At 59.5% G+C, this 25,200-nt stretch carries 29 protein-coding genes; 11 read left to right on the plus strand and 18 right to left on the minus strand.

Features of this window, described 5'->3' with window-relative positions; translation table 11 throughout:
• Positions 1-6: 6 nt before the first annotated feature.
• The 16 genes from ACSHXH_RS04350 to ACSHXH_RS04425 all read right to left on the minus strand — a co-directional run bounded on the left by ACSHXH_RS04350 (position 7) and on the right by ACSHXH_RS04425 (position 11,134).
• On the minus strand, positions 7-1,053 hold the full coding sequence (locus ACSHXH_RS04350; protein WP_435670542.1) for a hypothetical protein: 1,047 nt from the start codon (positions 1,051-1,053) through the stop codon (positions 7-9).
• Positions 1,053-1,358, minus strand: a complete 306-nt coding sequence (locus ACSHXH_RS04355) for a hypothetical protein (protein ID WP_435670543.1) — start codon at positions 1,356-1,358, stop codon at positions 1,053-1,055. The genes ACSHXH_RS04350 and ACSHXH_RS04355 overlap by 1 nt, the downstream gene beginning before the upstream one ends.
• A gap of 165 nt (positions 1,359-1,523) precedes the next feature.
• Positions 1,524-1,745: a 50S ribosomal protein L31 gene (rpmE, locus tag ACSHXH_RS04360; protein WP_435670544.1), complete on the minus strand. Its 222-nt coding sequence runs from the start codon at positions 1,743-1,745 to the stop codon at positions 1,524-1,526.
• A gap of 11 nt (positions 1,746-1,756) precedes the next feature.
• Positions 1,757-2,140 (minus strand): 50S ribosomal protein L19, encoded by a 384-nt coding sequence (rplS, locus tag ACSHXH_RS04365; protein WP_435670545.1) that lies wholly within the window; start codon positions 2,138-2,140, stop codon positions 1,757-1,759.
• 319 nt (positions 2,141-2,459) lie between these two features.
• Positions 2,460-3,272, minus strand: coding sequence for a tRNA (guanosine(37)-N1)-methyltransferase TrmD (gene trmD, locus ACSHXH_RS04370; RefSeq protein ID WP_435670546.1), 813 nt, complete (start codon positions 3,270-3,272; stop codon positions 2,460-2,462).
• 58 nt (positions 3,273-3,330) lie between these two features.
• Entirely contained in the window at positions 3,331-3,879 is a 549-nt protein-coding gene (locus tag ACSHXH_RS04375) for a hypothetical protein (RefSeq protein WP_435670547.1), read from the minus strand.
• A 110-nt stretch (positions 3,880-3,989) separates the two neighbouring features.
• Entirely contained in the window at positions 3,990-4,790 is an 801-nt protein-coding gene (locus ACSHXH_RS04380) for a hypothetical protein (protein ID WP_435670548.1), read from the minus strand.
• Complete coding sequence (gene rimM / locus ACSHXH_RS04385; RefSeq protein ID WP_435670549.1) at positions 4,787-5,293, minus strand: ribosome maturation factor RimM; 507 nt, start codon at positions 5,291-5,293, stop codon at positions 4,787-4,789. Before rimM ends, ACSHXH_RS04380 begins: the two co-directional genes overlap by 4 nt.
• Positions 5,294-5,367: 74 nt before the next feature.
• Positions 5,368-6,195 (minus strand): MipA/OmpV family protein, encoded by an 828-nt coding sequence (locus tag ACSHXH_RS04390; RefSeq protein WP_435670550.1) that lies wholly within the window; start codon positions 6,193-6,195, stop codon positions 5,368-5,370.
• Between the two features lie 224 nt (positions 6,196-6,419).
• Positions 6,420-6,809 carry a 30S ribosomal protein S16 gene (rpsP, locus tag ACSHXH_RS04395; protein ID WP_435670551.1) on the minus strand — a complete coding sequence of 130 codons (390 nt, stop codon included), beginning with the start codon at positions 6,807-6,809 and terminating at the stop codon, positions 6,420-6,422.
• A gap of 40 nt (positions 6,810-6,849) precedes the next feature.
• A complete protein-coding gene (locus tag ACSHXH_RS04400; RefSeq protein ID WP_435670552.1) occupies positions 6,850-7,149 on the minus strand; it encodes a chorismate mutase in 300 nt (99 codons plus the stop codon).
• Between the two features lie 13 nt (positions 7,150-7,162).
• Entirely contained in the window at positions 7,163-7,768 is a 606-nt protein-coding gene (locus ACSHXH_RS04405; protein WP_435670553.1) for a GNAT family N-acetyltransferase, read from the minus strand.
• The gene (locus ACSHXH_RS04410) at positions 7,768-8,292 is read right to left on the minus strand and encodes a GNAT family N-acetyltransferase (protein WP_435670554.1); all 525 of its coding nucleotides are present in this window, start codon (positions 8,290-8,292) and stop codon (positions 7,768-7,770) included. Before ACSHXH_RS04410 ends, ACSHXH_RS04405 begins: the two co-directional genes overlap by 1 nt.
• Positions 8,289-8,825, minus strand: coding sequence for a GNAT family N-acetyltransferase (locus ACSHXH_RS04415; protein WP_435670555.1), 537 nt, complete (start codon positions 8,823-8,825; stop codon positions 8,289-8,291). The genes ACSHXH_RS04410 and ACSHXH_RS04415 overlap by 4 nt, the downstream gene beginning before the upstream one ends.
• Complete coding sequence (gene ffh / locus ACSHXH_RS04420) at positions 8,826-10,322, minus strand: signal recognition particle protein (RefSeq protein WP_435670556.1); 1,497 nt, start codon at positions 10,320-10,322, stop codon at positions 8,826-8,828.
• Positions 10,323-10,552: 230 nt separating this feature from the next.
• Positions 10,553-11,134, minus strand: coding sequence for an FMN-dependent NADH-azoreductase (locus ACSHXH_RS04425; protein WP_435670557.1), 582 nt, complete (start codon positions 11,132-11,134; stop codon positions 10,553-10,555).
• Between the two features lie 126 nt (positions 11,135-11,260).
• Here ACSHXH_RS04425 and ACSHXH_RS04430 point away from each other — a divergent pair, with 126 nt between their 5' ends.
• Positions 11,261-12,148 (plus strand): LysR family transcriptional regulator, encoded by an 888-nt coding sequence (locus ACSHXH_RS04430; protein WP_435670558.1) that lies wholly within the window; start codon positions 11,261-11,263, stop codon positions 12,146-12,148.
• Between the two features lies 1 nt (position 12,149).
• Complete coding sequence (locus tag ACSHXH_RS04435) at positions 12,150-13,061, plus strand: DMT family transporter (protein WP_435670559.1); 912 nt, start codon at positions 12,150-12,152, stop codon at positions 13,059-13,061.
• On the opposite strand, the gene ACSHXH_RS04440 is transcribed toward ACSHXH_RS04435, so the two are convergent.
• Positions 13,050-14,039, minus strand: a complete 990-nt coding sequence (locus ACSHXH_RS04440) for a TraB/GumN family protein (RefSeq protein ID WP_435670560.1) — start codon at positions 14,037-14,039, stop codon at positions 13,050-13,052. The genes ACSHXH_RS04435 and ACSHXH_RS04440 overlap by 12 nt on opposite strands.
• 81 nt (positions 14,040-14,120) lie before the next feature.
• Here ACSHXH_RS04440 and ACSHXH_RS04445 point away from each other — a divergent pair, with 81 nt between their 5' ends.
• On the plus strand, positions 14,121-14,777 hold the full coding sequence (locus ACSHXH_RS04445; RefSeq protein WP_435670561.1) for a DUF2161 domain-containing phosphodiesterase: 657 nt from the start codon (positions 14,121-14,123) through the stop codon (positions 14,775-14,777).
• A 39-nt stretch (positions 14,778-14,816) separates the two neighbouring features.
• On the opposite strand, the gene ACSHXH_RS04450 is transcribed toward ACSHXH_RS04445, so the two are convergent.
• Positions 14,817-17,051, minus strand: coding sequence for a vWA domain-containing protein (locus ACSHXH_RS04450; RefSeq protein ID WP_435670562.1), 2,235 nt, complete (start codon positions 17,049-17,051; stop codon positions 14,817-14,819).
• 256 nt (positions 17,052-17,307) lie between these two features.
• On the opposite strand from ACSHXH_RS04450, the gene ACSHXH_RS04455 reads away from it, so the two are divergent.
• The 8 genes from ACSHXH_RS04455 to ACSHXH_RS04490 all read left to right on the plus strand — a co-directional run bounded on the left by ACSHXH_RS04455 (position 17,308) and on the right by ACSHXH_RS04490 (position 25,189).
• Positions 17,308-18,315 (plus strand): ABC transporter substrate-binding protein, encoded by a 1,008-nt coding sequence (locus tag ACSHXH_RS04455; RefSeq protein ID WP_435670563.1) that lies wholly within the window; start codon positions 17,308-17,310, stop codon positions 18,313-18,315.
• A 59-nt stretch (positions 18,316-18,374) separates the two neighbouring features.
• Positions 18,375-19,175 carry an ABC transporter ATP-binding protein gene (locus tag ACSHXH_RS04460; RefSeq protein WP_435670564.1) on the plus strand — a complete coding sequence of 267 codons (801 nt, stop codon included), beginning with the start codon at positions 18,375-18,377 and terminating at the stop codon, positions 19,173-19,175.
• Positions 19,172-19,936, plus strand: a complete 765-nt coding sequence (locus ACSHXH_RS04465) for an ABC transporter permease (RefSeq protein WP_435670565.1) — start codon at positions 19,172-19,174, stop codon at positions 19,934-19,936. Before ACSHXH_RS04460 ends, ACSHXH_RS04465 begins: the two co-directional genes overlap by 4 nt.
• 269 nt (positions 19,937-20,205) lie before the next feature.
• Positions 20,206-20,517, plus strand: a complete 312-nt coding sequence (locus ACSHXH_RS04470; RefSeq protein WP_085627964.1) for a co-chaperone GroES — start codon at positions 20,206-20,208, stop codon at positions 20,515-20,517.
• A gap of 54 nt (positions 20,518-20,571) precedes the next feature.
• Positions 20,572-22,212, plus strand: coding sequence for a chaperonin GroEL (gene groL / locus ACSHXH_RS04475; protein ID WP_435670566.1), 1,641 nt, complete (start codon positions 20,572-20,574; stop codon positions 22,210-22,212).
• 165 nt (positions 22,213-22,377) lie between these two features.
• A complete protein-coding gene (locus ACSHXH_RS04480; RefSeq protein WP_435670567.1) occupies positions 22,378-23,232 on the plus strand; it encodes a DMT family transporter in 855 nt (284 codons plus the stop codon).
• Positions 23,233-23,271: 39 nt separating this feature from the next.
• Positions 23,272-24,051, plus strand: coding sequence for an esterase/lipase family protein (locus ACSHXH_RS04485; RefSeq protein ID WP_435670568.1), 780 nt, complete (start codon positions 23,272-23,274; stop codon positions 24,049-24,051).
• Positions 24,041-25,189 carry an alpha-D-ribose 1-methylphosphonate 5-triphosphate diphosphatase gene (locus ACSHXH_RS04490; RefSeq protein ID WP_435670569.1) on the plus strand — a complete coding sequence of 383 codons (1,149 nt, stop codon included), beginning with the start codon at positions 24,041-24,043 and terminating at the stop codon, positions 25,187-25,189. Before ACSHXH_RS04485 ends, ACSHXH_RS04490 begins: the two co-directional genes overlap by 11 nt.
• Positions 25,190-25,200: the final 11 nt, after the last annotated feature.

Consider the following 25,200-nt stretch of genomic DNA (forward strand, 5'->3'; position numbering starts at 1 on the left):
GCATATCTATAGTATGCCTGTGGCCCCCCACACCAGACCGAATGCCATCGTCAGCGCGGTGATCAGCGCCGAAAACCCAGCCAGTTTCCAAGGTGAAAACGGACGTTCGCCAAAGGTCCGCCCGTCAATGCCGGACACCACGACCTTTTTTGCTGTGCCGTGATAGGTGTAGTGCAAGATCCAAACGGGCAGCAAGATGCGCCGGTACTGGATGCCCGTGGTGTCGGTGCGGTAGCGTTCCACCCTTGGGTTAGGTTTGTCGATCTCGCCTTTGATCAAATTGCGGATGAGGACGTCTTTGTCGGCTTCATTGGCGTCAAGTCCTTCCTGAACTGTCATGTGATGACGCTCAGCCGCAAAGCCTGCGAGATAGCCCGCCTGATAGGGTCGTAAGTAGCTGGGTTTGAAGTCGTGCAGAATACCGTCACGGATCAATGGTGTAACGTGCGGTGATGCTGGTACCAACATATCGTTGAAATCGATATTGATCCGCCCTTTGCGACCACGACGGCGACGGTTTTTGCCGGACCCTACCTGATAGGTGGCCCAATACTCGATCGCTTCTTTGCTATCGAATGTCCAAAAGGGTGCGTAGATGCTTGCAATGCGGCCTTCTGCTGAGACCTTTGTTAAATCGTTTGGGGCGGCGACCCGCCGGTTCACCCAATCGGTGATTGCGCCGGCAGCGTAGGCGCGGTCAATGCGGAACGGGACAAGCGCCATTGTGGCAAACGCGGTGCCCTCGGTCGCCAAGACGACAGGACCGTCGCAATAGGGGCAGTTTTCAGACAGGGCAGCGCCTATGAAAATGACCTCACCGCCGCAGGTTTTGCATTGGTGGACCTGATCGCCCCGCAGGCTTGGGGGTTCGGGCATCGGGGCGTTGGGATTGTAGGGAAATTCGGTTGCAGCTTCGTGATCGTCGTCGGTTGCCAGTGGCCATAATGATCCGCAACTGCTGCACAAAAGGTCGTGCTGTGCCGGGTCAAATGCGCATTGGCCGCCGCAGCTTGGACATTGAATGTCGGTTTGATCGACTGTTCCGTGTGCCATCAATCGGACCCAAGCGCGGCCATGATTTCGAGCATGATCTGCAAGCGCAGCGCGGACCGGTCAATCGCTTGCTCAAGATCGCCGCTGATATGCCAATCGCCAATGATTGTTGCCAGAAACCATGTGATCAGCAGCCAGAACACTACCAAGGTCCAGCCCGAGATCGACCGTATCCAACCCGCTGATCCCTGCTTCAGTTCGTGTTTTGCTTCGTAAATCGTGATGATCTTGACCACATTCGCCATGCCGACAACGGTGGAGACTGCAAACAAAAGACCTGCGGCTATGAGCGGGGATATGTCCAAGGCGGTGGTCCTTTTTTCGACACAAACCGTGTTGCACCGAAGCTTAGACAAGAGGAACAAGTGCTGGAAGAGGTGTCAGGCTGGGTTGCGCGAAGAACTGGGGGGGTAGAAAAGAAAAAGCCGCCCCAATTGGAGCGGCTTTTGAAAAATACGTGGGAAGGTGGCTTAGAAGCCCAGGCCTTCGTATTTCTTTTTGAACTTGGACACCCGGCCACCTGTGTCCATGAGGCGCGAGTTGGCGCCGGTCCAGGCAGGGTGCACTGTGGGGTCGATGTCGAGCGACAGCGTGTCACCTTCGCTGCCCCAGCAGGAGCGCATTTCGAGCATCGTGCCATCGGTCATTTTGACGTTGATGACGTGGTATTCGGGATGGATATCTTTTTTCATCTCGGCAATCCTTACGCGTCTGCGCCCTTGAGGGGCTTGTAAGTGGTGTCTTCCGCGATACGGGCCGATTTGCCGCGACGCGAGCGGAGGTAGTACAGCTTGGCGCGACGGACGCGGCCACGACGGACAACCTCGATGCTGTCGATGTTGGTCGAATAGAGCGGGAACACACGTTCCACGCCTTCGCCAAAGGAAATCTTGCGCACCGTGAACGACCCGGCGATGCCGGAACCCTGACGACGGCTGATGCAGACGCCTTCGTAGTTCTGGACACGGGTACGGGTGCCTTCGGTCACTTTATAGCCGACACGGATGGTGTCGCCGGCTTTGAAATCGGGAATGGTCTTCCCGAGGGCGGCAATCTGTTCCGCCTCTAGCTGAGCGATCAGGTTCATCGCTTCTCTCCTAAACTGCTTGCGGTTGGTCCGCAAAGATGTGCGCGCCTCAGAGCTCTTGGTCTTCGTTCGGGTCCGCGTCCGATTTAAACCGGTGCGCCCGCCAGAGATCAGGTCGACTTTGTCTTTTCAGCGTTCGGGACGGGTACAGTTTGGCCTTGTGCGAAGCACACACGGAATCACCATACCGAGCTGACACCCGGAACACGCGCCATAGACCAGAACACAGGTCGTAAATCAAGGGGTGTTCGGCAGGGTCGGCCAAGCAACGGGGGGCTGTTGCGCGTCGGTGAAGGTGAGGCCGAAGATTTCGATCTGACTAGCGCGCTTTGGGCTTTGCCTGATGTTCGGCCCATAGATCGGGACGTCGGTCCTGCGTCAGTGTTTCAGACTGCGCACGGCGCCATTTTGCGATTTCGCCGTGATGGCCGGACATCAGGACAGGCGGGATCTCCATCCCGCGCCAATCAGCGGGGCGGGTGTATTGGGGATGTTCGAGCAAGCCGTTGGAAAAGCTTTCTTCTTCTGTCGAAGCTTCGTTGCCGAGCACCCCCGGCAAGAGGCGCACGCTGGCGTCGATCATGGCTTGTGCCGGGATCTCTCCGCCGGTCAGAACGAAATCCCCAAGGCTGACTTCGATGATGTTGTAGTGGTCGATCACGCGTTGGTCGAGCCCTTCAAAGCGGCCACATATCAAGCTGACGCCCGGCCCGGTGGCAAGGCTTTGCGCCATGGCCTGCGTAAAGGGTTTTCCGCGTGGGCTTAGGTAGATCAGCGGGGCGGCCGGCGTGATGCGTCTGCGGGCATGGTCAATGGCGGCGGCCATGATATCGGGGCGCAGGACCATACCGGCACCGCCCCCGGCGGGGGTGTCATCAACATTGCGGTGTTTGCCCTCGCCAAACTGGCGCAACTGGATGATGTCGAGCTGCCACAACCCGTCCTTGAGCGCGCGTCCCGTGAGGGACTGGCCGAGGATGCCGGGAAAGGCGTCAGGCATCAGGGTGATGATCTGGGCCTTCCAGACGCGCGCGAGATCAGGCGTCTGTTCCATCAACTCGCGCGGCTTGAGCGTCGGGCGGATGGTTTTGCGCCCATGGGATTTTTGTGGAGGGGAAGTCGGGGTGTCCATCGCGGCTGCCTTTTGCTGACGACGATGGCTTTAATCCGTTGCGGCGCGGATTGCCAGTTCAGGCCGTAACAGGAGGCGCGATCCGGTCGCGCATGGTGAGCATGGCATTTGGTGCCGCGAAATATACGGCAAGTGCGCCTGCTTCTGCCGGGGTGGCGCGCATAAGGCGTTCCACAAGCCAAAGTTCGCACGATTGGTCGTCTGACACTGACATCGGGTCGGTTTCGCCCCAGCGTGCCATGATCTGGGCCAAAACCATTGCGACCTTTTCATCCTCGGTCACAAAGCCGGGCGGCTGGATGGTGGGTGTCATCACCGCGTACAGGGTCGCGCGTATCACAAGCGGATCTGGCGCTTTCTGTCTAAGGTCGGCAAAGGCTGAGGTAAGGACCAATGATGGGTAGGATGGGCTGGGTGCGTCGGTGCGAAACTGGGCCTGTTTGACTTGTGGCGAGATAGACACAGCCACCACCGCGAGGCCAATCGCACCAAACAGCCCCAGGGCCATAAAGGCCAGGGACACCGCAAATTCCTGAAGCGTTATGGTGACCACTCCCGGTGACAGGGCGGCCAAACTCAACAACAAACGACGTTTCACATAACCCACCAGCAAGCGCTCATTTGAGCAGATAGGCGACGGTAACGGTGCTGAATGGCAATTCTTCGCCCCAATTGTGGCGCACAAACGGTGAGTTCATGGCGAAACAATGGCGACGGTCAGGGTGCGATGCGGCGCGCCATCTTGCGAATTGTGCGTTTGGCGTCCTGCACATCTTTCTCGGGCAGTGCGCTTTGGTTCAATGCCAGAAACACAGCATCAATCCCAAGGTCGGGTTGCACGTTTTCTGGCGGCAGGGCGCGCAAGGCGCTTTGGTCAAGGCCGGGCAGGGTGAACAGCGCAAGGATCGGATCAAGCGGTCCCATCGACAGGTCTGACGATGTCTCAAGCCGGGTGGATGTGACCTTGGCCGGAGCCACGTCCTGAGCGACTTCGGCAAGGATATCATCAAGGTTGCGCGCCTCATCGAATTGCGCGCTGTAAGCCGCGAAATCAGCTGTCAACCGCGTGCTGCGCAGGTTCTGCCACCATGTGCTGCGCAGCCACGGATCGCGGTCACGGGTCGAGAAATAGAAGGTCAGATCGGTGTCGTCGCCAAACCGGGCCAAAGCAGCCTCGGCAAGGCATTTCATGACGAGACCCGCGCTGTCGTAGCATTCAAGGCCGTGCCGTCCCGGCATATGGCCAGACAGGTCTTCGGAGGACATGAGAATGGGGCGTTCATCTTGGGGATCGAGAGCGTCAAAAAACGCGGCTGCGGCGTCTGCGACGTGAAACAGGGTCTTTTCTTTGGGGTCGATCGAAAACGCACGCGCTTTGGTGGTCAGGTCTTCAAAGCCGTCTTTGAGAAACACGCGCAGATGGGGGGTCAGAAGTGCAGCGTTTTCTCGCAGCATCGATTGGACGCTGGTGGTTCCGGTTTTGTGAAAGCCCGCATGAATGACGATGCGGAGTGTCACGAAAGCAGACCCTCGGGCGGATCGGCCACGATGCGACCCTGTGCAAGGTCAACAGTGGGCACCACGGCCTTGGTGAAGGGCAAAAGCACGGTTTGCTTCTGTCCCGGTGCGCTGAGCTCCAGCAGGTCATCCGCGCCGTTGTTGATCACGGCAAGGACTTTTCCCAAAGACGTGCCGCCGGTGTCGGTGACTTCGAGGCCGATCAGGTCGGCGTGGTAAAATTCATCATCGGGAAGTGAGGGAAGCCGGTCACGCGGCACAAAAAGCTGTGTGCCGCGCAGGGCGTCAGCAGCTTCTTTCGTCGTCACACCGGACACGCGCGCCGCGAGGCCGTTGTTGATCTGGCGTGTGATCTTGACAGTAAAGCTGCGTGCGCCGTCTTCGGTTTCAAGCGGCGCATACGAGGCGATGTCTTCGGGAATGGCTGTGAAGCTTTTCAGCCGCACTTCCCCCCGGACGCCAAAGGCCCCGGCAATTGCGCCAACACAGAGTTTTTCAGTCACCGATCATGCTCCCGGTCGATTTGAACGACTGGATAAACCAGATGGGTGTGCAGAGGCAATTGCCGGAAAGCGGATCAGCCGCCGATGCTAAAGACACGGGTCACGCCAAAGCGGATGCCCCATTGTTCGTCGCTGCCCTGTTCGACGATCGGGCTGTCGGCAGCGTCATCGGTGAATTTCTCCCATGTGACCGCGCCTTCAAGGCCCCAGACATCGTTGATCTGGTAACGTGCGCCAAATTCGATGCCAGCCGATACCATCCCACCTTCGGGACCGTAGGCGGGCAGCGCGGCGCTGGCTTCATCGGCGGTGATGCCGAAATAGGTGTCTGTGTAGGTGTCGTCCCCAAAGAACAGGCGCGGACCCAAGGTCAGTTGCAGGCGCTCTGTGGGGCGCACGATGGCGTCTGCACCGATCTCGCCGACCCAGCCTTCGTGACCACCAAAGCCGCGGCGGACTTCGCCAAACGCGGCAAAATGTTCTGCGCCGTACCGGACCGAGCCGCCAAGTTCGAATGCGGCGTCGATATCGTCAAGGCCAGCCAGTTCATCGAAATCGTCGGTTTTGCGGTCCTGAATGACCCGGAAAGAGCCACCAAAAGACAGGCCCATGCGGTCAGCCCACGGGTCCGGGTTGCCAAAGCTGCGACCGCTGCGCAGGGCAAGATAGTTGAAGCTGAAGCCAAGGTCGGGGCCGACGGCATAGTCGTCAGAGCCGAAATACTCGGGCGATGCCGCAACGCCGCCACGTAGGGTGAACACCAATTGCGGACGCGTGGGCACGGGTGTCACGGATGGCGAAATCACCCCGGCCTGTGCTGTCGTGTCAACTGGGCCCGCAGCATACGCCGGAGCGGCAAGTGCAAGGACAAAACTGGTGAGGGTGGCGAGGCGCGCGGTCATGATAAAACGGTCCTTTTGGCGTGTGTCGTATTGGACCATCACATGGTGCCAAGCCGTGATTGCGTCAAGCTAGGCTGTGTGTTCGGCCCTGTTCCGGCGGACAAGGACCGAACGCAACACATGCGTTGTGACATTAATCAGACAGAAAGGGGAATGGCCCTGCCGCATGGCAGGGTCAAGAACAGACGGCCGGGTGGGCCAGCCATCTGTTCGGCAGTCCGAGATTATTCTGCGGATGCGTCTTCTGCGGCCGGGGCAGCAGCGGCTTCGGCAGCTTCTGCTGCTTTGGCGGCTTTCGCTTCGGCACGTTCGGTTGCAGCTTTGCCCGGAGCGGCTTTCTTCGGGTTGTTGCGTGCTTTCTTGTCAACGATGCCAGCGGCTTCGAGGAAGCGCGCCACACGGTCGGTGGTCTGGGCGCCTTGGCTCATCCAGTACTGGATGCGCTCAACGTCCATCTTTACGCGCTCTTCGCTGTCTTTCGGCAGGAGCGGGTTATACGTTCCCAGCTTTTCGATGAAGCGGCCATCTCGCGGCATGCGGCTGTCGGCAGCGACGATGCGATAGAAGGGGCGTTTTTTGGAACCGCCACGGGCGAGACGAATTTTGATAGCCATTTGGTCTTCTCCTAGGTTGTCGTGTTGGACGGTGAAACCGTCACGATTGCTTTTGTTTGTGGTGTTGGATGACTTCCTGAATGATGAAATTCAGAAATTTCTTGGCGAACTCAGGATCAATATCTGCCTGAGCCGCAAGCTCTTCGAGCCGCGCGATCTGGTTGGCTTCGCGCGCGGGGTCTGAGGGCGGGAGCGCGTGTTGAGCTTTCAGCTCTCCCACGGCTTGTGTGTGTTTGAACCGCTCGGCCAGCGTGAACACGAGGATCGCGTCCAGACGGTCGATGCTGTTGCGGTGACCCTTGAGCAGCTCTGCCGCGCGGGCCACTGGATCGGTGGTCATATCAGTCCCGGAATTAGTCAATGGCCCAGCCTTTCGGTTTGAACAGAGGGTCTTGGTAATGCGCGATTTCCATGTCGATGCCGTGTGACACCTGGCTGCTCCGCATGGTTTCGGGGCTTGGGTGCCGGTAGACCACATCGCTGCCATCAACCGTCGGCGCATTGTGGTCTTTCTTGGCTCCTAGGCGCTCGGCCAAGCGGATGCTGTCGAGGTTCTTAGGGTCAAGGTAGCTCACGGCAGTGTTCCAACCCCGGTCATCATAGAAATAACGCCGCACGCGGTGTGTGGCTTCTAGCGCGTATCCCTTGCCTGCCTTGTCGGGCCAGATGATCCACGCAATTTCCCGCTCGGGCCAACCCGCCGGGGACCACCCACCGGCCATGCCAACGGTTTCTTCAGACCCCTTGAGGTGCACCATCCACATACCAAAGCCGCGGATTTCCCAATGGCCGATCTCGGCGGCATAGAGCATCCACGCCTCATAGGCATTGAGCGGTCCCCCCATGAACCGCGACCGATATGAAGCGAAGGTCGCCTTGAAATCGGGGTAATCCTCGGGCTTGGGGCTGCGCAATTGCAGACGCTTGGTTTCCAGAACAGGAATGTCGCGGTGACCCATCACGCGGCCTCCGGTCCGGGGTGGCGATAGAGCATGTCTTCGCCCATGTTCGGATTGTCGTAGGTCCGTTCGTATGTCGCGCCCATGCGTTCGGCAAGGCGGATGGAACGGCTGTTGCCCGGTACGATGTTCGAGGTCAGCGTGGTAAAGCCAAGGTCGTCGTAGGCCCATTGACGCACGCGGGTTGCGGCCTCAAATGCGATGCCCTTGCCTTCGAACCCGTCAAAAACCACCCAACCCACTTCGGGTTCCGGCCAGCCTTCGGGATTCCAAATGCCGCTGATGCCAGCGGGTTTGCCGGTCTCTTTGTCTTGAATCGTGAAATACCCGTAGCCGTGCCAATGCCAGTGCCCCACGTTCAACGTGAACCAGCGCCACGCATCCGACCGCTTGGTGTAACCGCCAAAGCCGACTGCCCGCGTCTCGTCCATGAGAAAGTTGATCATTGCGTCCGCGTCGGCCTTTTCCGGGCCGCGCAGGATAAGGCGCTTTGTTTCAAGCATGGGGGCGTTGGTGAGGGTCATGCATAGGCCTCGGAGCTGCCATCGGCGTCGGGGCTGTGGCGGTAGACGATTGTGTCGGCAGAGGTTTCGCCCTCGGGCAATGCGGCGTCGGGATCGTGCACCGCACCAAGACGTTTGGCCAAAGCTATGGAGAGGGTGTTTTGTGGCGCAATGTAGCTTACAAGTGTCGGGAAGTCCTGTTCCCAACCCCACGCAAGTGCGGCCATTGCAGCCTCGGTTGCATATCCCTTGCTTTCGGCGTGCTCTAGCAAGGTCCAACCGATTTCACGCTCGGGGAAATGTGGCGGCTGGAGGATGCCGATCTGGCCAAGAAACATGCCGGTTTGGGTTTCAATTCCCCACGCGCCGTGGCCCATCAGATCCCACATCGCGATCTCGGACGCCATCCACCGCCACGCCTGTTTGCGCGGGATGGGGCCACCCATGTGATGCGAGCGCGCAGTCTCGAACAGGTCGCACAGCAGCTCAAGGTCGCTGGCGACATGCTGTCTGAGCCGCAAGCGCGGTGTGGTTATGACAGGGGCAGAGAACATTTACTTTTTCTTGCCGAAACCGCTGAGACCGGGGGGCAGGCCACCGCCGCCCATACCGGGCATGCCGCCCATGCCCATCTGCTTGGCGGCCTGTTCCAGCGACTTGGAATCCATGCTGCCCATCATCTCTTCCGGGGAGGGGCCGCCTTTGCCCATCATGCCTTTCATGGCCTGTTTGAGCATCCCGCCTTTGCCCATTTTGCCCATCTTCTTCATCATATCGGACATCTGGCGCTGCATCTTGAGCAGCTTGTTGAGGTCTGACACTTCCATGCCCGACCCTGCCGCGATCCGCTTTTTGCGGCTGGCCTGAAGAAGCGCGGGGTTGGCGCGTTCTTTTTTGGTCATCGAATTGATCAGCGCAATCTGCTGGCGCAGCATGCGGTCGTCTATGCCGGCCCCGTCCATCTGTTTGGCCATCTTGGCTGCACCGGGCATCATTGCCATCATGCCTTCCATGCCGCCCATCTTCATCATCTGTTCGAGCTGCATCTTGAGGTCGTTCATGTTGAACATCCCCTTCTGGAACCGCTTCATCATCCGCTCGGCCTGTTCGACCTCAAGCGTCTGCTGCGCCTTTTCGACAAGTGCTACGATGTCGCCCATGCCAAGGATGCGACCCGCGATCCGGTCCGGCTCGAACGTCTCAAGCGCGTCCATCTTTTCGCCCAGACCGACAAAGCGGATCGGCTTGCCGGTTACGGCGCGCATAGACAGGGCGGCACCGCCGCGCCCGTCACCGTCCATCCGGGTCAGGACGACACCGGTGATCCCGATGCGGGCGTCGAAGTTTTCGGCGGTTTGCACGGCATCCTGACCTGTCAGGCCGTCCACCACCAGCAGCGTTTCGCGCGGGTTGGCGACATCGCGCACCGCTTCGACCTGTGCCATCAGCTCTTCATCGATGGACAGGCGGCCAGCCGTGTCGAGCATATAGACGTCGTAACCGCCAAGGCTCGCTTGTGTTTTGGCGCGCTTGGCAATGGCCACCGGGTTTTCGCCTTTGACGATCGGCAACGTGTCAACGCCGATCTGCATGCCGAGGATTTGTAACTGCTCCATAGCGGCGGGGCGGTTTACGTCGAGCGAGGCCATGAGAACCTTCTTGCCCTCACGCTCTTTCAGGCGTTTCGCGATCTTTGCGGTGGTGGTGGTTTTACCGCCGCCCTGTAGGCCGACCATCAGGATTGGCGCAGGCGGGTTGTCGATCTTCAGCGCACCCGGGTCTGCGTCGCCGGTCAGAATGTGCTTGAGTTCGTCATGCACGATCTTGACGACCTGCTGGCCGGGGGTGATCGATTTGGTGACGGCTTGCCCGGTGGCTTTGCCTTGCACGGCTTTGATGAAATCGCGCGCGACGGGCAGAGAGACATCCGCTTCGAGCAAGGCAACACGTACTTCGCGCAGGGCCGTTTTGACGTCGTCCTCGGACAGGGCGCCTTGTTTGGTGAGCCGATCAAAGACGCCTGACAGGCGGTCGGACAGATTTTCAAACATGGGCTCTCGCCTCCTTTGCCGCTGGTTTGGTCCTGATGTAAGGGCCAACGGCGCATTTACCAAACGTCGCCCTACAGGAGCGCAAACAAACAAGTGCGCCCCCACGGGCGTAACACGCTGGTGGGGGGCGATCCCGGACATGGGTCCAAGGGACCGGAAAGCCGTACTTCCCGGAGTTGAAGTGCGTTTAGTGGAAGAAGGGGCGCGGAGTCAACCCGCGCCCGCTTGCATCAGACGACCAGCGCGTCCAGCGCGGCGTTTGCCTTGGCATGGGATGCGTCTGCATCCACCATCAACCGATCCGCGGCGACGATCTGCACGTCGGTGATGCCGATAAAGCCCATGATGTGCCGCATATAGCCGGTCGCAAAGTCGATGTCCGAGCCCACAAGCGTGCCGCCTGAGGCCACTGCGAAAATCGCGCGCTTGCCATCCAAAAGGCCTTTTGGCCCCGTTTCGGTATAGACAAACGTTATCCCTGCGCGGGCGATCAGATCGACCCAGGCCTTGAGCGCGCCGGGGACGGCAAAGTTGTAGAACGGCATGCCGATGACCAGCGTATCTGCGGCTATGATCTCGGCGATGAGCGCGTCGGACAGGGCTAACGCATCCTTTTGTTCCGGGCTGCGATCGGCCTCTGCGGTCCAGTTGGCACCCAGCCAGGATGCGTCGATGAGGGGCAGGCCTTTGCTCAGGTCGCGGGTGATGACCGTGTCAGCGGCCAGCTTGGCAATGATCTTGTCGGTTATGTCTCGGCTGACCGATGCGTCGCCGCGGATTGAGGTGTCGATGCGCAATACTGTCTGTGTCATGGACGCGTCCTTTGGACTGGAAAGAGAAAGGTTGTGAACCTGTCCAACACCATTTACCTCTCTATGTATGCGCACATAAGGCCGATGATCGCGCAGTATGTGTGGACATGTGCACAGAGGGTGAGAATGGAACATTGGGATGAAGTGCGCACCGCCTACCAGGTTGCGCGACAGGGCACGGTCAGCGGCGCTGCCGAGGTGTTGGGCGTGCATCATGCAACGGTGATCCGGCACATTGATGCGTTGGAAGCGCGGTTGGGCGTCAAGCTGTTTCAACGCCATGCGCGGGGATACACACCTACGGAATCCGGTGAAGATCTTGCACGGGTGGCGCAGACAACCGAGGATCAGTTGCAGCAACTGGTGGGCCGCATCAAGGGACGCGGGTCCGAGGTGAGTGGCGAATTGATGGTAACGTCGATTGTCGAACTTTCGGATTTTCTTGTGCCGGTTCTGGCCGGGTTCAAGGCGGAATATCCCGACGTTGTTGTGCGCTACCTGACCGATGCGCGTGTGTTCAGGCTTGAATACGGAGAGGCCCATGTGGCCATCCGTGCGGGCACCGCGCCGGACGAACCCGACAACGTGGTGCAGGCGTTGACGCATCTGAGGATCGGTCTGTACGCGTCCAAAGGCTATGCCGCCAAAAACGGCGTGCCCAAGGACGAAAGCGAATTGGGGGATCATGTCTATGTCGGCAACGACAATCCCGATGACCGCGCCCCGTTCCAGCGCTGGCTGCGGTCCAAGGTGTCTTATGATCGGGTCGTGTTTCGGGCCACCGACACCTACAGCATGGTTGCCGCCGTCCGAAGCGGGGCCGGTATCGGGTTTCTGCCCGTGGCGCAGGGCGATGCGGATCCCAACCTGATCGAAGTGATGCCCCCGCTAGAGGAATGGTCGGCCCCACTTTGGCTGGTCACGCATGTTGACCTGCATCGCACCGCCAAGGTGCAGGCCTTGCTGACCCATCTCAAGGCTGCGGTGGAAGATTTCAACGCGGCGCAGGGCTGACATGACCGAGGCGCATCGCGGCCACCTGGCGATGCTGGCGTTTTCGGCGCTGGTCGCGGGATCGTTTTCGCTTGGATCAATGGCCGCGCCGCACATTGCGCCCGAAGCGCTGAATGCGGTGCGGTTTGTTTTGGCGGCGCTCATCATGGCGGCGTTGATGTGGGCGACAGGCGGGATGGAGCGGTCTGCGTTGCGCGCCCCATGGCGCTATTTTGCCATGGCGACACTTTTGGTGGCGTATTTCGTGTTGATGTTCGAAGGGCTGAAGACCGGGGCACCGGTGTCGATGGCGGCGGTGTTTACCCTGACACCGGTGATTGCCGCCGGGTTCGGCTGGCTTTTGCTGCGGCAGATCTTGACGCCGCGCATGGCGCTTGCCCTGTGTATCGGGGCGGTTGGTGCAATTTGGGTGATCTTCCGGGCAGAGCTTTCGGCGTTTCTGGCATTCGGCGTCGGGCGTGGTGAGATGATCTATTTCGTCGGCTGCGTGGCGCATGCGCTTTACGCCCCCTTGGTGCCCAAGCTGAACCGGGGCGAACGGCCCGTGGTCTTTACGTTTGGGACATTGACGGCAGGCGCGGTGTTGTTGCTGATCTTCGGGGCATCGGCGCTCGTGAGCACCGATTGGGCGGCGCTGCCGGGGATCGTATGGATCACCATTGCCTACACATCCGTCTTTGCCAGCGCGCTGACGTTTTTGCTGCTGCAATACGCAAGCCTTCGAATTCCGTCAGCCAAGGTGATGGCCTACACCTATCTGACACCAAGCTGGGTCATCTTGTGGGAGATGGCCTTGGGCCGCCCTCTGCCGCCGCTGCTGATCCTTGTGGGCGTAGGCATGACGATTGCGGCCTTGGCGCTGTTGTTGAAAGATGACAGTCAGGTGCGCGGGCGCGTGCCGTCAGAAGGATAACCGTTCGAGGGCAAAGCCTTCGTCTTGCAACAGGGCCAGAACCCCGTCCGTGCCGGGCAGATGTGCCGCGCCAAAGGCTGCAACCACGAGGTCATGTTCTTGCGCGGCCGCAAGCAGAACCGGAATCCACGCGCGATTGCGGTCGATCAGCAACTCTTGCTCCATCGTGGCAAAAATCGCTGCTGCTGCCGACGGGTCAATCGGGCTGTAGCGTTCGGCCAAAAGCGCGGACACCGCCCAGCCTTCGGCGTGGTTTTCATCGAAATAGCTGGCCAAGAGTGTGGCAAACAGGTCTTCGCTTGTTGTGGGATCGACCAGCGCAGACAGCATCATGTCAATCTGCGTGTCGCGGGGTTGGTCGGCAAAGGCTGCAAAGATCGTTGAGACATCTTCCAACGCGGCGCGCGGCACATCTGCGGTGCGTGCAATCGCTTCCAGGCGGGCATCCATCCCGCCCGCAGCCAAGTCTGGTGCGGCGGCACAAGGCGGCACAGCAAGGATCACTGAAACGTACCACGGCTGAAACCGGGCTGCCATGAACGGCGGCATGCCGCGTGCGGTCAGTGCGTCCGACATTTTGGCCCAGTCCTCTTCTGACAGAATTTCGGGCAGGGTGGTGTCGGGCATCATCAGGAGGCTTGGGTCCGAGGTCAGGCTTTGTTGCAACGCCGCTTTGTCTTCATCTGTCATTTCGAGCAACAGAAGGTCTGCGCTTTCAATCGTGTCGCGCAGGCGCTCAACCGGGCCATCAAGCCGCGGGTCCGACAGGTGCATTGTCCCGATCAAGTGCAGCGTGCTGTCGCCGCGTGTGGCGCGCCAGTGATTGCCTTCGGGAAAAGGTGCATCCTGCACCACGTCTTGCAGCCGGACCTGTTCCTGATCGCTGAGCGTTGCGCGCAGGTCACTGCCCGCGCAGGCGGCAAAGGCGGCGGGGGCCAACAGGACAAGGCAAAGAACCGAAACCAGGCGAACAAACATCAGGGCATCCTTTTTGGGCTGTTGCGGGTTAAGCTAGGGGCTGTGCTTGCCAGCGGCAAGACAGTCGCGCATTGATACCGCATGGAGCGCGAAGCCGATCTTTATCCGCATGTGAAAGCGTACTTGCAGGCGCAAGGCTATACCGTGAAGGGAGAGATCGGCGCGGCCGACCTTGTTGCCGTGCGACGGGACGAAGACCCGGTGATTGTCGAGCTTAAGCTGCGCGTAACCCTGACACTGTATCATCAGGCGGTGACGCGGCTGCGGATGACCGATCTTGTCTATATCGCGGTGCCAAAGCCGAAAGGCCGCAAAGCGCTGCGCGAGAACACCATCCTGTGTCGTCGTTTGGGTCTTGGGTTTCTGACGGTGCGCAGGGATGGCACGGTTGAGGCGCAATGTGATCCCGGCCCTTACGCGCCGCGCCAGACCAAAACCAAGCGTGACAAGCTTTTGCGCGAATTCCACCGTTTGAAGGGCGACCCGAACGATGGCGGTGCGACGCGCCACGGGATTGTCACGGCCTACCGTCAGGACGCGCTGCGCTGCGCGATGTATCTGGCCGAGGCGGGAGCCGAGAAAGGGTCGATTGTTGCGCGGGCCACCGGAGTCGAGACCGCCACGACCCTGATGCGCGACAACCATTATGGCTGGTTCCGAAAGGTGGAAACGGGTGTGTATGACCTGACGCCACAGGGGCGTCAGGGGTTGGTCGATTGGGGCGATAGCCTTGGATAGCCCTTGGACCGGCTTTGGGCACATTGCCCAAGGGATGGATTATTCAACGGTTATCGTGGTCTGGCCGATGCTGTTGCGGTCCTGACGGACGAAATACTGGACAACATAGGTGCCGGGTGTCGTGGGCACCTCGATCGAAACCGGATTGCCCGTGCGCGTGTAGACCCAGTTTTCCCACTGGGCCGCACCCGACGCGCCGGGCAGGCCGATCCCGATATAGTCTTCGGTGTAGTCCGGGCCGGTCCAGCCGATCTCGATTGTGGCGCCGGGCGTGGCGGTTGCCGGGGCGATCAGGCTGGCTTCGACGGGTGTTACGGTGACCGGGATTTCCGCGATGGCGTCCCTGTCCTGACGCACAAAATAACGGATGACATAGTCACCCGGCTCAGCCGGGACCAAGAGCTTGGCCGGAGTGCCGTTTCGCGTGTAGACCCAGTTCTCCCACTGGTTCGCACCGTTCGCGTCGACCTTGCCGATGCCGATATAATCCTCGGAATAATTCGGCCCAGTCCAAGCGACATCAAGGGTTGATCCCATCGGGGCCTCTGCCGGGGCGCTCAGCGTGGCCTCGACCGGGGTGAGAGTGATTGGCACGGACACAAGCGGAGTGCGATTCTGCCGCTCGAAATAAGTGATCAGGTAGTCGCCGGGGGCTGTCGGCATCAGCAGTTTGGCCGGGTTGCCCGTTCGGGTGTAGACCCAGTTTTCCCACTGGTTTGCACTGCTCGCATCGACTTTGCCGATGCCGATGTAATCTTCGTGATAATCCGGCCCGGACCACCCGACGTCGATGGTTGATCCAACGGCGGCCTGGGTCGGGGCGATGATACGGGCGGTGATGTCGGTGGCGGTAAATGCGATGGTGGCCAGCGGTGTACGGTCCTGGCGCATGAAATAGGTGATCTCATACGCGCCTGGCTCTGAGGGAACCTTTAGTTTTGCGGGCGACCCAGAGGAGACATAAACCCAGTTTTCCCAACGGTTGGCCCCATCCGCGCCGACCTTGCCGATCCCGATGTAGTCTTCCTTGTAGCCGGGGCCTGTCCATTCAACGGTGATGTCTGATCCGGCAGGCGCTTCGGCGACACTGGCCAGCGTCGCTGTGGTGGGGGTGACCATGATTTCCGTTTCACCCAAAACCTCGCGCCCATCGCGTTTGAAATAGCGGATCACATGCGGGCCTTCGACCGGAGGCACCACAAGAGTGACCGGGTTGCCCGTGGCGGTATAGACCCAGTTGCGCCATTGGTTTGCGGCCTCGGCATCACTTGCACCGATGCCGATATAGTCATCTTCATAGTTCGGGCCGTCCCAACCGACCTGAATGCTGCTCCCGGCAACCGCTGTTGCGGGGGCAAGAACGCGTGCGGTTTCCTGTGGTTCGGGGAACGCGATCTGCACCGACGCAGCATCGCCGATGGCTACGAATTGTCGGGTCAGTTCCACTTCGAGCGCGGTGGCATAAGCAATCGCGGTGTAGGAACCTTCGGGCAATTGCAGGTCAAGCGGGTTGCCTTCGGTATCGCTCAGTACGGTGTCGGTGGTGCTGGTCAATTCCCAAAGCACGGGACCACTGACAAGCGTGTCCGTGCCTTCGATCACCGCCGTCAGCGTCGTGGGGACGAGCGCGGGTTCCGGCTCTGGTTCGGGGGCTGCCGCGACTTGTGTCAGGGCGGCAGTCAGCTGGTCTGCGGTGTCGGCGGTCAGGAATTGCCCGCCTGTTTCGTCGGCGATACATTGCATTTGGGCCAGCGCCTCGGCGTCAGATCCGACATCGAACCCGATCACATGGGCGGTGAAATCAATCCCGGCCTCTTCCAGCAGGCGCGCGGCCGCACAGGGATCGGGATTGCAGGTCTCGACCCCGTCGCTCACCAGAATCACGGTCGCTTTCTCTTCTGTGTAGCGCAGCGCTTGTGCGGCGGCGATCACCGCATCAGTCATGGGTGTTTTGCCAAGCGGTTTGATGCTGTTCACGGCGTCGGCGATTTGCGATGCCGTACCGGGGGCCGGGGCAACAACAGTTTCGATATCGGTGCATTCACCCCGTTCGCGGTGGCCATAAATCGTCAGGCCAAGCCCTTGTTCGGTTGGAAAATCAGACAGCAGAGTGCCGACCACCTCTTGGGCGATGGTGATCTTGGCGACCCCGTCGACCTGACCCCACATGGAGCCGGAGCCATCCATCACAAGAACGGTGTTGGGGTGGGTCTGGGCAGAGGCCACGCTGGCAAGCAAGGCAACGGAAATGGAAATGGCGATTGGAAAGCGCATATCGGCGTCCTCAAATGTCACGAGTCAATGCGCGTAGAAAAGCACGTTGCAGGCTGTCTGCACAGTGGTCTCGGATTTTGGTGACAGGATTTTGCTTGGCGGAAAAACGCAAATATGCTCATTTGGGGTGCGTTTGTTTATTTTATGAGCGATTTCTGGGTGTGGCCCGACATTCCTATGGTCTGATTCCCTGCTGTGCATTCCGTTTTTCAAATCTGTGTCGCAATTTAGCGCGAGAAAACTTGGGGATACACCTATGCTGAAACACACACTCGCGGCCTTTGCCGCAACACTGAGCATGGCTGGCGCAGCCTTTGCACAGACCGATCTGCCGTTTGCGCTTGATTGGAAATTCGAAGGGCCCGCCGCGCCCTACTTTGTCGCTATCGACAAGGGCCATTTCGAAGCCGCCGATCTGTCGGTCGAGATCACTGCGGGGCAAGGATCGTTGGATGCCATTCCAAAGGTTGCAACCGGTGCTTTCCCGGTTGGCTTTGCCGATATCAATTCGTTGATCAAGTTCCTTGATCAGAACCCTGGTGCGCCAGTCACGGCTGTGATGATGGTCTATGACAAACCGCCCTTCGCCATTATTGGTCGCAAATCTCTGGGTGTCGAAGTGCCCAAAGACCTCGAAGGCCGTGTGTTGGGTGCACCGCCCCCCGATGGCGCGTGGGCGCAGTTCCCGGCTTTTGCCATCGCCAACGATCTCGACGTCGACGCGATCACCGTTGAACCCGTTGGTTTTCCGACCCGCGAGCCGATGCTGGCCGAAGGCAACGTGGCGGCCGTGACGGGCTTTTCATTCTCGTCCTACCTGAACCTCGTGCGTCTCGGCGTGCCGGAAGACGATATTTCGACCATCCTGATGGCCGATTACGGGCTTGCGCTTTATGGCAACGCAATCATCGTCAACACTGATTACGCGGCGGCCAATCCCGAGATCATCAAAGGATTTCTTGGGGCCATTGCAGCGGGCTGGAAAGACGCGATTGCTGATCCGGCCATGGCGATCGAAAGCCTGATCGAACGCAACCCGGCAGCAGACGCCGCGTTGGAACAGCGCCGACTTGAGCTGTCCATCGAGGCCAATGTTGCCACCGAATTTGCCTTGGCGAATGGCATGGGCGGCATTGATGACGCGCGGATGGCAACAGCGCTTGAGCAGATCGCGCAGACCTATGAATTTCAGAACGCACCCGATGCGAGCCTGTATTTCACAGACGCCTATCTGCCCGACGCCAGCATGCGTATGCTAAAGTAAATCAACCAAAGGGCCAGTCACAGCAAACGGTGGCTGGCCTTTGTAGCAAGGCGATGCGCGTGTCTGAAAATCTGATCGAAATCAAAGGCGTGCGCCACGCCTACCAAACCAAGGCTGGCCCGTTGCCGGTGCTTGATGGTCTGGAACTGAGTGTGCCCGAAGGTGGGTTTGCCGCCGTGGTTGGCCCCTCTGGCTGCGGCAAGTCTACCCTGACGCGGTTGGTCGCGGGGTTGATGAGGCCTGACGAGGGCGAAGTCTGGCTGCATGGCGAGCTGGTCACAGGGCCGAAATCGACCGTTGGCATGGCATTCCAGAACCCGGTCCTGCTTGAATGGCGGACGATTCTGCAAAACGTGATGCTGCCGCTGGAAATCGTGCCAACCAAGATGTCCAAGCGCGATCAGGAAGAGCGCGCACGCAAGCTTTTGGCGCTGGTCGGGCTCGAAGGCTTTGAGGACAAACGCCCAAGCGAATTGTCAGGGGGAATGCGTCAACGCGCGTCGCTGTGCAGATCCATCGTGCACAAACCCGAAGTGTTGATCCTTGATGAGCCGTTTGGCGCGTTGGACGCCTTCACCCGCGAAGATCTTTGGCAGACCATGCACAAGGTAAAAGCCGAGGAACCGTTCACCGGAGTTCTTATCACCCATGATCTGCGGGAATCCATCTTCCTTGCGGATCAGGTTGTTGTGCTGTCCGGGAGACCTGCAAAAACGCAATATGTGATGGATGTGCATTTGACGGGGCAGCGCGACATCGAACATCTTTACACACCGGAATCTGCCGAGGCATTGAACATTCTGCGTCACCAGATTCAGGTTGCGCAGGGCCGTACCGACGCAAGCGAGGCCGCTCAATGAACGCACGCAACATTCTGGTGCCGATTGCGGCAATCGTGGTCTTTGGCCTGTTCTGGGAATTCTTGGTCTGGGCGAATGGCTGGCCCAACTATGTCATGGCGTCGCCTTCAGATTTGCCGCCTGCCTATGCGCGTTATTGGGAACTGTTTATCGTCATGGGCTGGCAAACCCTGTGGCGGACCGTTGTCGGGTTGGTTCTTGCGATCATTTTTGGCGTGTTGTTGGGCATGGTCATGGGGTTTTCCCGTCTCATGCGCGACGCGCTTTATCCGCTTTTGGTGGGGTTCAATGCCATTCCCAAGGCAACTCTTGTGCCGATTGTCGCGCTTCTGTTCGTGGGGCAGCATAATTTCAATACGGTGATGATCGCCTTTCTGATCTCGTTCTTTCCGATTGCCGTTTCAGTGTCGATTGGCCTGAGCACGCTAGAACCCGAGTACCGCGATATCCTGCGGTCCTTGGGTGCATCAAAGACGACGATCTTTTGGAAGATCGCGTTGCCCAAAACCCTGCCGGAGTTCTTTGGCGCGCTCAAAGTTGCCGTCACACTGGCGTTTATCGGCACCAACCTGATGGAGATCGTGTCGCCTCACGGGCGCGGGCTGGGGGCGTTGTTCGACTCCGGTAAGACGAACTCGGATTATCCGTTGATGTTCGCGGTCCTGATCGCGCTCGCGTTGATGGGGATCTTGCTTTATTACGTCGTGGTCGCGCTGGAAAAGACCTTTGCAGGCTGGGCGGAACGATCGCCAAGTTACTGACCGTGCGCAGCCCTGTCGCGCGACGGCGTGCGGGGCTGTTTCCCTTCTGATAACGGATCGCTCTAGTGGCCAGACATTTGCGTTTGGCCGCACTTGGCGTCGTATCGCCTATGGGCGCTCGTCGACGTGCGAAAATTTTTCATCGTTGTGTTGACTCGTCGGGGTGAGATGCCTAGCTACACCTCGTTAGCACTCTAGCTCACAGAGTGATAACAGTCCTTCGAGAGCGAGGGACTTTGGTAGAAACCTTTGAGCAAGGAGACTCGAAGATGGCATTCAAACCGCTTCACGACCGCGTGCTGGTCCGTCGCACTGAAAGTGACGAAAAAACTGCTGGTGGCCTGATCATTCCAGATAGCGCCAAAGAAAAGCCGGCAGAAGGCGTGGTTGTTGCGTGTGGCGAAGGCGCGCGCAAAGACAGTGGCGAGCTTATCGAGATGGCTGTCGCAGCAGGCGACAAAGTCCTTTTCGGCAAATGGTCGGGCACCGAGGTGACGGTCAATGGCGAAGAACTCCTCATTATGAAGGAGTCGGACATCCTCGGCATCATCACGGACGACGCGGCAGCAAAAGCTGCATAAGCGCCGATTGTGGTCGCAAACAAGAACCTCTGACTAATTAGTGGAGACTATAAGATGTCTGCAAAAGACGTAAAATTCAGCACAGACGCCCGTTCGCGCATGCTCAAGGGTGTCAACATCCTTGCCGACGCGGTTAAGGTGACACTGGGCCCCAAGGGCCGCAACGTGGTTCTGGACAAGTCGTTCGGCGCCCCGCGCATCACCAAAGACGGTGTTTCTGTCGCCAAAGAGATCGAACTGGAAGACAAGTTCGAGAACATGGGCGCGCAGATGGTGAAGGAAGTTGCTTCCCGCACCAATGACGAAGCCGGCGACGGCACAACAACAGCAACCGTTCTGGCCCAAGCCATCGTCAAAGAAGGCATGAAGTCGGTTGCAGCGGGCATGAACCCGATGGACCTCAAGCGCGGTATCGACCTCGCCACGGCCAAAGTAGTTGCAGCCATCAAGGCAGCGGCACGCCCGGTCGAAGACACTGACGAAGTTGCACAGGTCGGCACGATCTCTGCCAACGGCGAAGTGGAAATCGGCCGTCAGATCGCTGATGCGATGCAGAAAGTCGGCAACGAGGGTGTAATCACCGTCGAAGAAAACAAAGGCCTCGAAACCGAGACCGATGTTGTCGAAGGCATGCAGTTCGACCGTGGCTACCTCAGCCCCTATTTCGTCACCAACGCTGACAAGATGACAGCCGAGCTGGACGATTGCATCGTGCTTCTGCACGAGAAAAAGCTGTCCTCGCTTCAGCCGATGGTTCCGCTGCTTGAGCAGGTGATCCAGTCGCAGAAGCCGCTTCTGATCATTGCAGAAGACGTTGAAGGCGAAGCGCTGGCGACCCTCGTGGTCAACAAGCTGCGCGGCGGCCTGAAGATTGCTGCTGTCAAAGCACCGGGCTTTGGCGACCGTCGCAAGGCCATGCTGCAGGATATCGCTATCCTGACAGGCGGCCAGGTGATCTCTGAAGATCTCGGCATGAAGCTCGAGAACGTGACCATGGACATGCTTGGTTCCGCCAAGAAAATCCAGATCACCAAAGACGAGACCACCATCGTTGATGGCGCAGGCGTGAAGGCCGAGATCGAGGCGCGCGTTGCCCAGATCCGCAACCAGATCGAAGAAACCTCGTCCGACTACGACCGTGAAAAGCTGCAAGAGCGTGTTGCAAAGCTCGCAGGTGGCGTTGCTGTCATCCGCGTTGGCGGCATGACCGAAATCGAAGTCAAAGAGCGCAAAGACCGCGTTGATGATGCTCTGAACGCGACACGTGCCGCTGTTCAGGAAGGTATCGTTGTCGGTGGTGGTGTTGCCCTTGTTCAGGCGGGCAAGACGCTTGCCGGTCTCGAAGGTGCCAACAGCGACCAGAACGCCGGTATCGCCATCGTGCGCAAGGCTCTCGAGGCACCGCTGCGTCAGATCGCAGAGAACGCAGGCGTCGACGGGTCCGTCGTTGCTGGCAAAATCCGCGAAAGCGACGATGCCAAGTTCGGCTACAATGCGCAGACCGATGAATATGGCGACATGTTCAAGTTTGGCGTCATCGACCCGGCCAAAGTTGTCCGCACCGCGCTTGAAGATGCGTCTTCCATCGCTGGCCTGCTGATCACAACCGAAGCCATGGTTGCAGACAAGCCGTCGAAAGACGGCGGTGCTGGTGGCGGCATGCCCGACATGGGCGGCATGGGCGGCATGATGTAATCAGGCCGGATTTCGCAGCGCGAAATCTTTCCATAATCTACGCACAAAGGCGCCTTCGGGCGCCTTTGTCATGTCTGGGACACGCGTGTGATCCGGGGTGATCACAAGCAAGACATCAGTGGTCCACCCTATGGCATCCGCGCGCCGCCCGCGCTAGGCAACGCCATGCGCCTTATTCTTCTGACCAGCCTCACCATGATCGCCTTTGCGGCCAACTCGATCCTCAACCGGGTTGCACTGGCGGATGGGGATATTGATGCGGTTCTGTTCGGCGTTGTTCGCCTTTTGGCGGGTGCGCTTATGCTGGCCGGACTTGTCGCGTTTCAAGGGCGCAAACTGCGCCTTGGGGGTGCTGGGCGGTTGATCGGTGTGACCTCGCTTTTGATCTACATCTTTGGATTTTCCCTGGCCTATCAAAACCTTGATGCTGGTCTGGGGGCGCTGATCCTGTTTGGCATGGTGCAGATCACCATGTTTGCAGGCGCGCTGATGGGCGGCGAACGTCCTGCTGTTCAGCGATGGGCAGGCGCGATACTGGCGTTTGGTGGGCTGATCTGGCTGCTTTGGCCGGGCCACGCCGACGCGCCAAGCCTGATGCATGCGGGGATGATGACTGTGGCGGGGGTTGGATGGGGTCTGTATTCCCTGACCGGGCGTGCATCCCAAGACGCGCTGGGGACAAGTGCGGCCAATTTCGTGCTGGCCGCCTGCGCTGCGGTGGTGTGCGCCGCCGCCATGATGTTCGTTGCCCCGAACACCAACCCGATAGAGGTCAGCGGGTTTGGCGTGGCGATGGCCATTCTGTCCGGTGCCGTTACCTCGGGACTGGGATACGCTCTATGGTATTCGGTGCTTCCCGACTTGCGGGGAACGACGGCTGCGGTTGCGCAGCTCACAGTGCCAATCATCGCCATGGCCGCTGGCGCGTTGATCTTGTCCGAAGACCTGAGCCTGCGTCTTGGCATTGCAACGCTGCTGGTGCTGGGCGGTGTACTTTTGGCCGTTACGTCGCGGCGCTAGGCCCTTTCTAATGCGGCACACACATCGTATCTGGGCGATATGATCCGCGCGTTCCTCTTGTCTCTTGTCACCTGTTTGACCGCTTTTTTCCCGGCTTCGGCGCGGGCGGATTGCGTGATCCTGCTGCATGGCTTGGCCCGGACGGAAACGTCGTTTGTGATCATGCAAACGGTGTTCGAGGCCAAGGGCTATACCGTCAAGGCACCCCGCTACCCGTCAACCACCGCGCGCATCCAGTCGCTGGTTGATGAAACGCTGCCTGAGGCGGTGGCAAATTGTGGCGAAGACCGCGTGCATTTCGTCACCCATTCGATGGGCGGCATCCTGTTGCGGTTCTGGCTCAAGGACAACCGCCCCGCCAACCTTGGCCGTGTGGTCATGCTGGCGCCACCAAATCAGGGAAGTGAACTGGTCGACCAACTTGGCGGGCTGGAGCTTTTTGAATGGCTGAACGGACCGGCGGGGCTGCAATTGGGCACGTCGCCGAATGATCTGCCCAAATCGCTGCCACCAGTGGATTTCGATCTGGGGGTGATCGCGGGAACGCGGTCGCTCAACCCGTTTTTTTCCAGCCTGATTCCTGGCCCGGATGATGGCAAGGTGTCGGTTGAATCAACCAAGGTCAAAGGCATGCGCGCGCATCTGACATTGCCGGTGACCCACACCTTTATCATGCAGGCCCCCAAGGTGATTGCGCAGGTTGATCTGTTCCTACGCACCGGACGGTTTGACCCGGAACTGGATTGGACCGATGCCATCACCTCTGAAGAGCTGGAGTGCATCTTTGGCATATGCCCGGAGCCCGCTGATGACAATTGACCGTACACTTGTCGGCGCACACGTGCTGACGCCCGAGGGTTGGAGCAGTGAACCGCTGTGCATTGGGGGCGGGACTGTTCAGCAAGACACGAGTGGTCCAAAGGTAGATCTGTCAGGCTACATGGTCCTACCGGGGATTGTGGATGCCCATGGCGATGGGTTCGAACGCCACATGGCCCCGCGCCGGGGCGCGTTGCGCGAGGCCGAACATGGCGTGATTGCCGCAGCGTCCGAACTGGCCGTCAACGGGATCACCACTGCCGTTCTGGCGCAGTTCTTCAGCTGGGAAGGCGGAATGCGTGGACCGGATTTCGCGGAACATGTCTTTGAAAGCGTGTGTGCAGTGCGCGGCTCTGTGCCGGTTGACCTACGTCTGCAATTGCGGCTTGAAACGCATTTGATGGATGCGTTCCCACGCGCCGAGGCGGCGATTGACCGCTTTGGGATCGGGTATGTGGTTTTCAACGATCACCTGCCCCACAAACGGCTGTCCGAAGGGCGCAAGCCGCCACGCCTGACCGGGCAGGCCTTGAAAAGCGGACGCAGCCCCGAATTCCATTTGGCGCTGATGCAAGACCTTCACGCCCGGACCGCCGAGGTACCCGCCGCTCTTGATGCGCTTGCCACATCGTTGACCGCTCGGGGCGTGGTGCTGGGCAGCCATGATGATCACAATGCAGACGACCGTGCGATCTGGGCGGTGCGAGGCGCAAGGGTCAGCGAATTTCCCGAAACCCTAGAGGCGGCACAGGCGGCGCGGGCGGACGGCGCGCATATCGTGCTGGGTGCGCCAAACGTGGTGCGCGGTGCCAGTCACGCAGGCAATATTGCAGCGTCTGATCTTGTGGCTAAAGGGCTGTGCGATGCGTTGGCGTCGGATTATCACTACCCGTCGCCCCTGCGCGCGGCGTTCCGTTTGGAAGAACTGGGTCTGTGTGACTTTTCCACCGCCTGGGCGATGGTGTCTGCTGGTCCTGCGCGGCTTCTGGGGCTGTCGGATCGCGGCACTCTGGCGCTTGGAAAACGCGCGGACCTGATCGTGCTGGACGTTGAGACGCGGCGCGTCATGGCCACGATCGCTGGTGGCACTGTTGCGCATATGACGGGGCCGGTGGCCGCGCGGTTTCTTGGGGTGTAAACGGCGCCCGG

Source organism: Marivita sp., from assembly GCF_051251565.1.
In the GTDB taxonomy this organism is placed as follows: domain Bacteria; phylum Pseudomonadota; class Alphaproteobacteria; order Rhodobacterales; family Rhodobacteraceae; genus Marivita.

Bases quoted from the DNA above. Each gene is read 5' to 3' on its own strand.
- ACSHXH_RS04350 (WP_435670542.1), bottom strand. From the start codon at position 1,053: ATGGCACACGGAACAGTCGATCAAACCGACATTCAATGTCCAAGCTGC.
- rpmE (WP_435670544.1), bottom strand. From the start codon at position 1,745: ATGAAAAAAGATATCCATCCCGAATACCACGTCATCAACGTCAAAATG.
- rplS (WP_435670545.1), bottom strand. From the start codon at position 2,140: ATGAACCTGATCGCTCAGCTAGAGGCGGAACAGATTGCCGCCCTCGGG.
- trmD (WP_435670546.1), bottom strand. From the start codon at position 3,272: ATGGACACCCCGACTTCCCCTCCACAAAAATCCCATGGGCGCAAAACC.
- ACSHXH_RS04390 (WP_435670550.1), bottom strand. From the start codon at position 6,195: ATGACCGCGCGCCTCGCCACCCTCACCAGTTTTGTCCTTGCACTTGCC.
- rpsP (WP_435670551.1), bottom strand. From the start codon at position 6,809: ATGGCTATCAAAATTCGTCTCGCCCGTGGCGGTTCCAAAAAACGCCCC.
- ACSHXH_RS04400 (WP_435670552.1), bottom strand. From the start codon at position 7,149: ATGACCACCGATCCAGTGGCCCGCGCGGCAGAGCTGCTCAAGGGTCAC.
- ACSHXH_RS04405 (WP_435670553.1), bottom strand. From the start codon at position 7,768: ATGGGTCACCGCGACATTCCTGTTCTGGAAACCAAGCGTCTGCAATTG.
- ACSHXH_RS04410 (WP_435670554.1), bottom strand. From the start codon at position 8,292: ATGACCCTCACCAACGCCCCCATGCTTGAAACAAAGCGCCTTATCCTG.
- ACSHXH_RS04415 (WP_435670555.1), bottom strand. From the start codon at position 8,825: ATGTTCTCTGCCCCTGTCATAACCACACCGCGCTTGCGGCTCAGACAG.
- ffh (WP_435670556.1), bottom strand. From the start codon at position 10,322: ATGTTTGAAAATCTGTCCGACCGCCTGTCAGGCGTCTTTGATCGGCTC.
- ACSHXH_RS04425 (WP_435670557.1), bottom strand. From the start codon at position 11,134: ATGACACAGACAGTATTGCGCATCGACACCTCAATCCGCGGCGACGCA.
- ACSHXH_RS04430 (WP_435670558.1), top strand. From the start codon at position 11,261: ATGGAACATTGGGATGAAGTGCGCACCGCCTACCAGGTTGCGCGACAG.
- ACSHXH_RS04435 (WP_435670559.1), top strand. From the start codon at position 12,150: ATGACCGAGGCGCATCGCGGCCACCTGGCGATGCTGGCGTTTTCGGCG.
- ACSHXH_RS04440 (WP_435670560.1), bottom strand. From the start codon at position 14,039: ATGTTTGTTCGCCTGGTTTCGGTTCTTTGCCTTGTCCTGTTGGCCCCC.
- ACSHXH_RS04445 (WP_435670561.1), top strand. From the start codon at position 14,121: ATGGAGCGCGAAGCCGATCTTTATCCGCATGTGAAAGCGTACTTGCAG.
- ACSHXH_RS04450 (WP_435670562.1), bottom strand. From the start codon at position 17,051: ATGCGCTTTCCAATCGCCATTTCCATTTCCGTTGCCTTGCTTGCCAGC.
- ACSHXH_RS04455 (WP_435670563.1), top strand. From the start codon at position 17,308: ATGCTGAAACACACACTCGCGGCCTTTGCCGCAACACTGAGCATGGCT.
- ACSHXH_RS04465 (WP_435670565.1), top strand. From the start codon at position 19,172: ATGAACGCACGCAACATTCTGGTGCCGATTGCGGCAATCGTGGTCTTT.
- ACSHXH_RS04470 (WP_085627964.1), top strand. From the start codon at position 20,206: ATGGCATTCAAACCGCTTCACGACCGCGTGCTGGTCCGTCGCACTGAA.
- groL (WP_435670566.1), top strand. From the start codon at position 20,572: ATGTCTGCAAAAGACGTAAAATTCAGCACAGACGCCCGTTCGCGCATG.
- ACSHXH_RS04480 (WP_435670567.1), top strand. From the start codon at position 22,378: ATGCGCCTTATTCTTCTGACCAGCCTCACCATGATCGCCTTTGCGGCC.
- ACSHXH_RS04485 (WP_435670568.1), top strand. From the start codon at position 23,272: ATGATCCGCGCGTTCCTCTTGTCTCTTGTCACCTGTTTGACCGCTTTT.
- ACSHXH_RS04490 (WP_435670569.1), top strand. From the start codon at position 24,041: ATGACAATTGACCGTACACTTGTCGGCGCACACGTGCTGACGCCCGAG.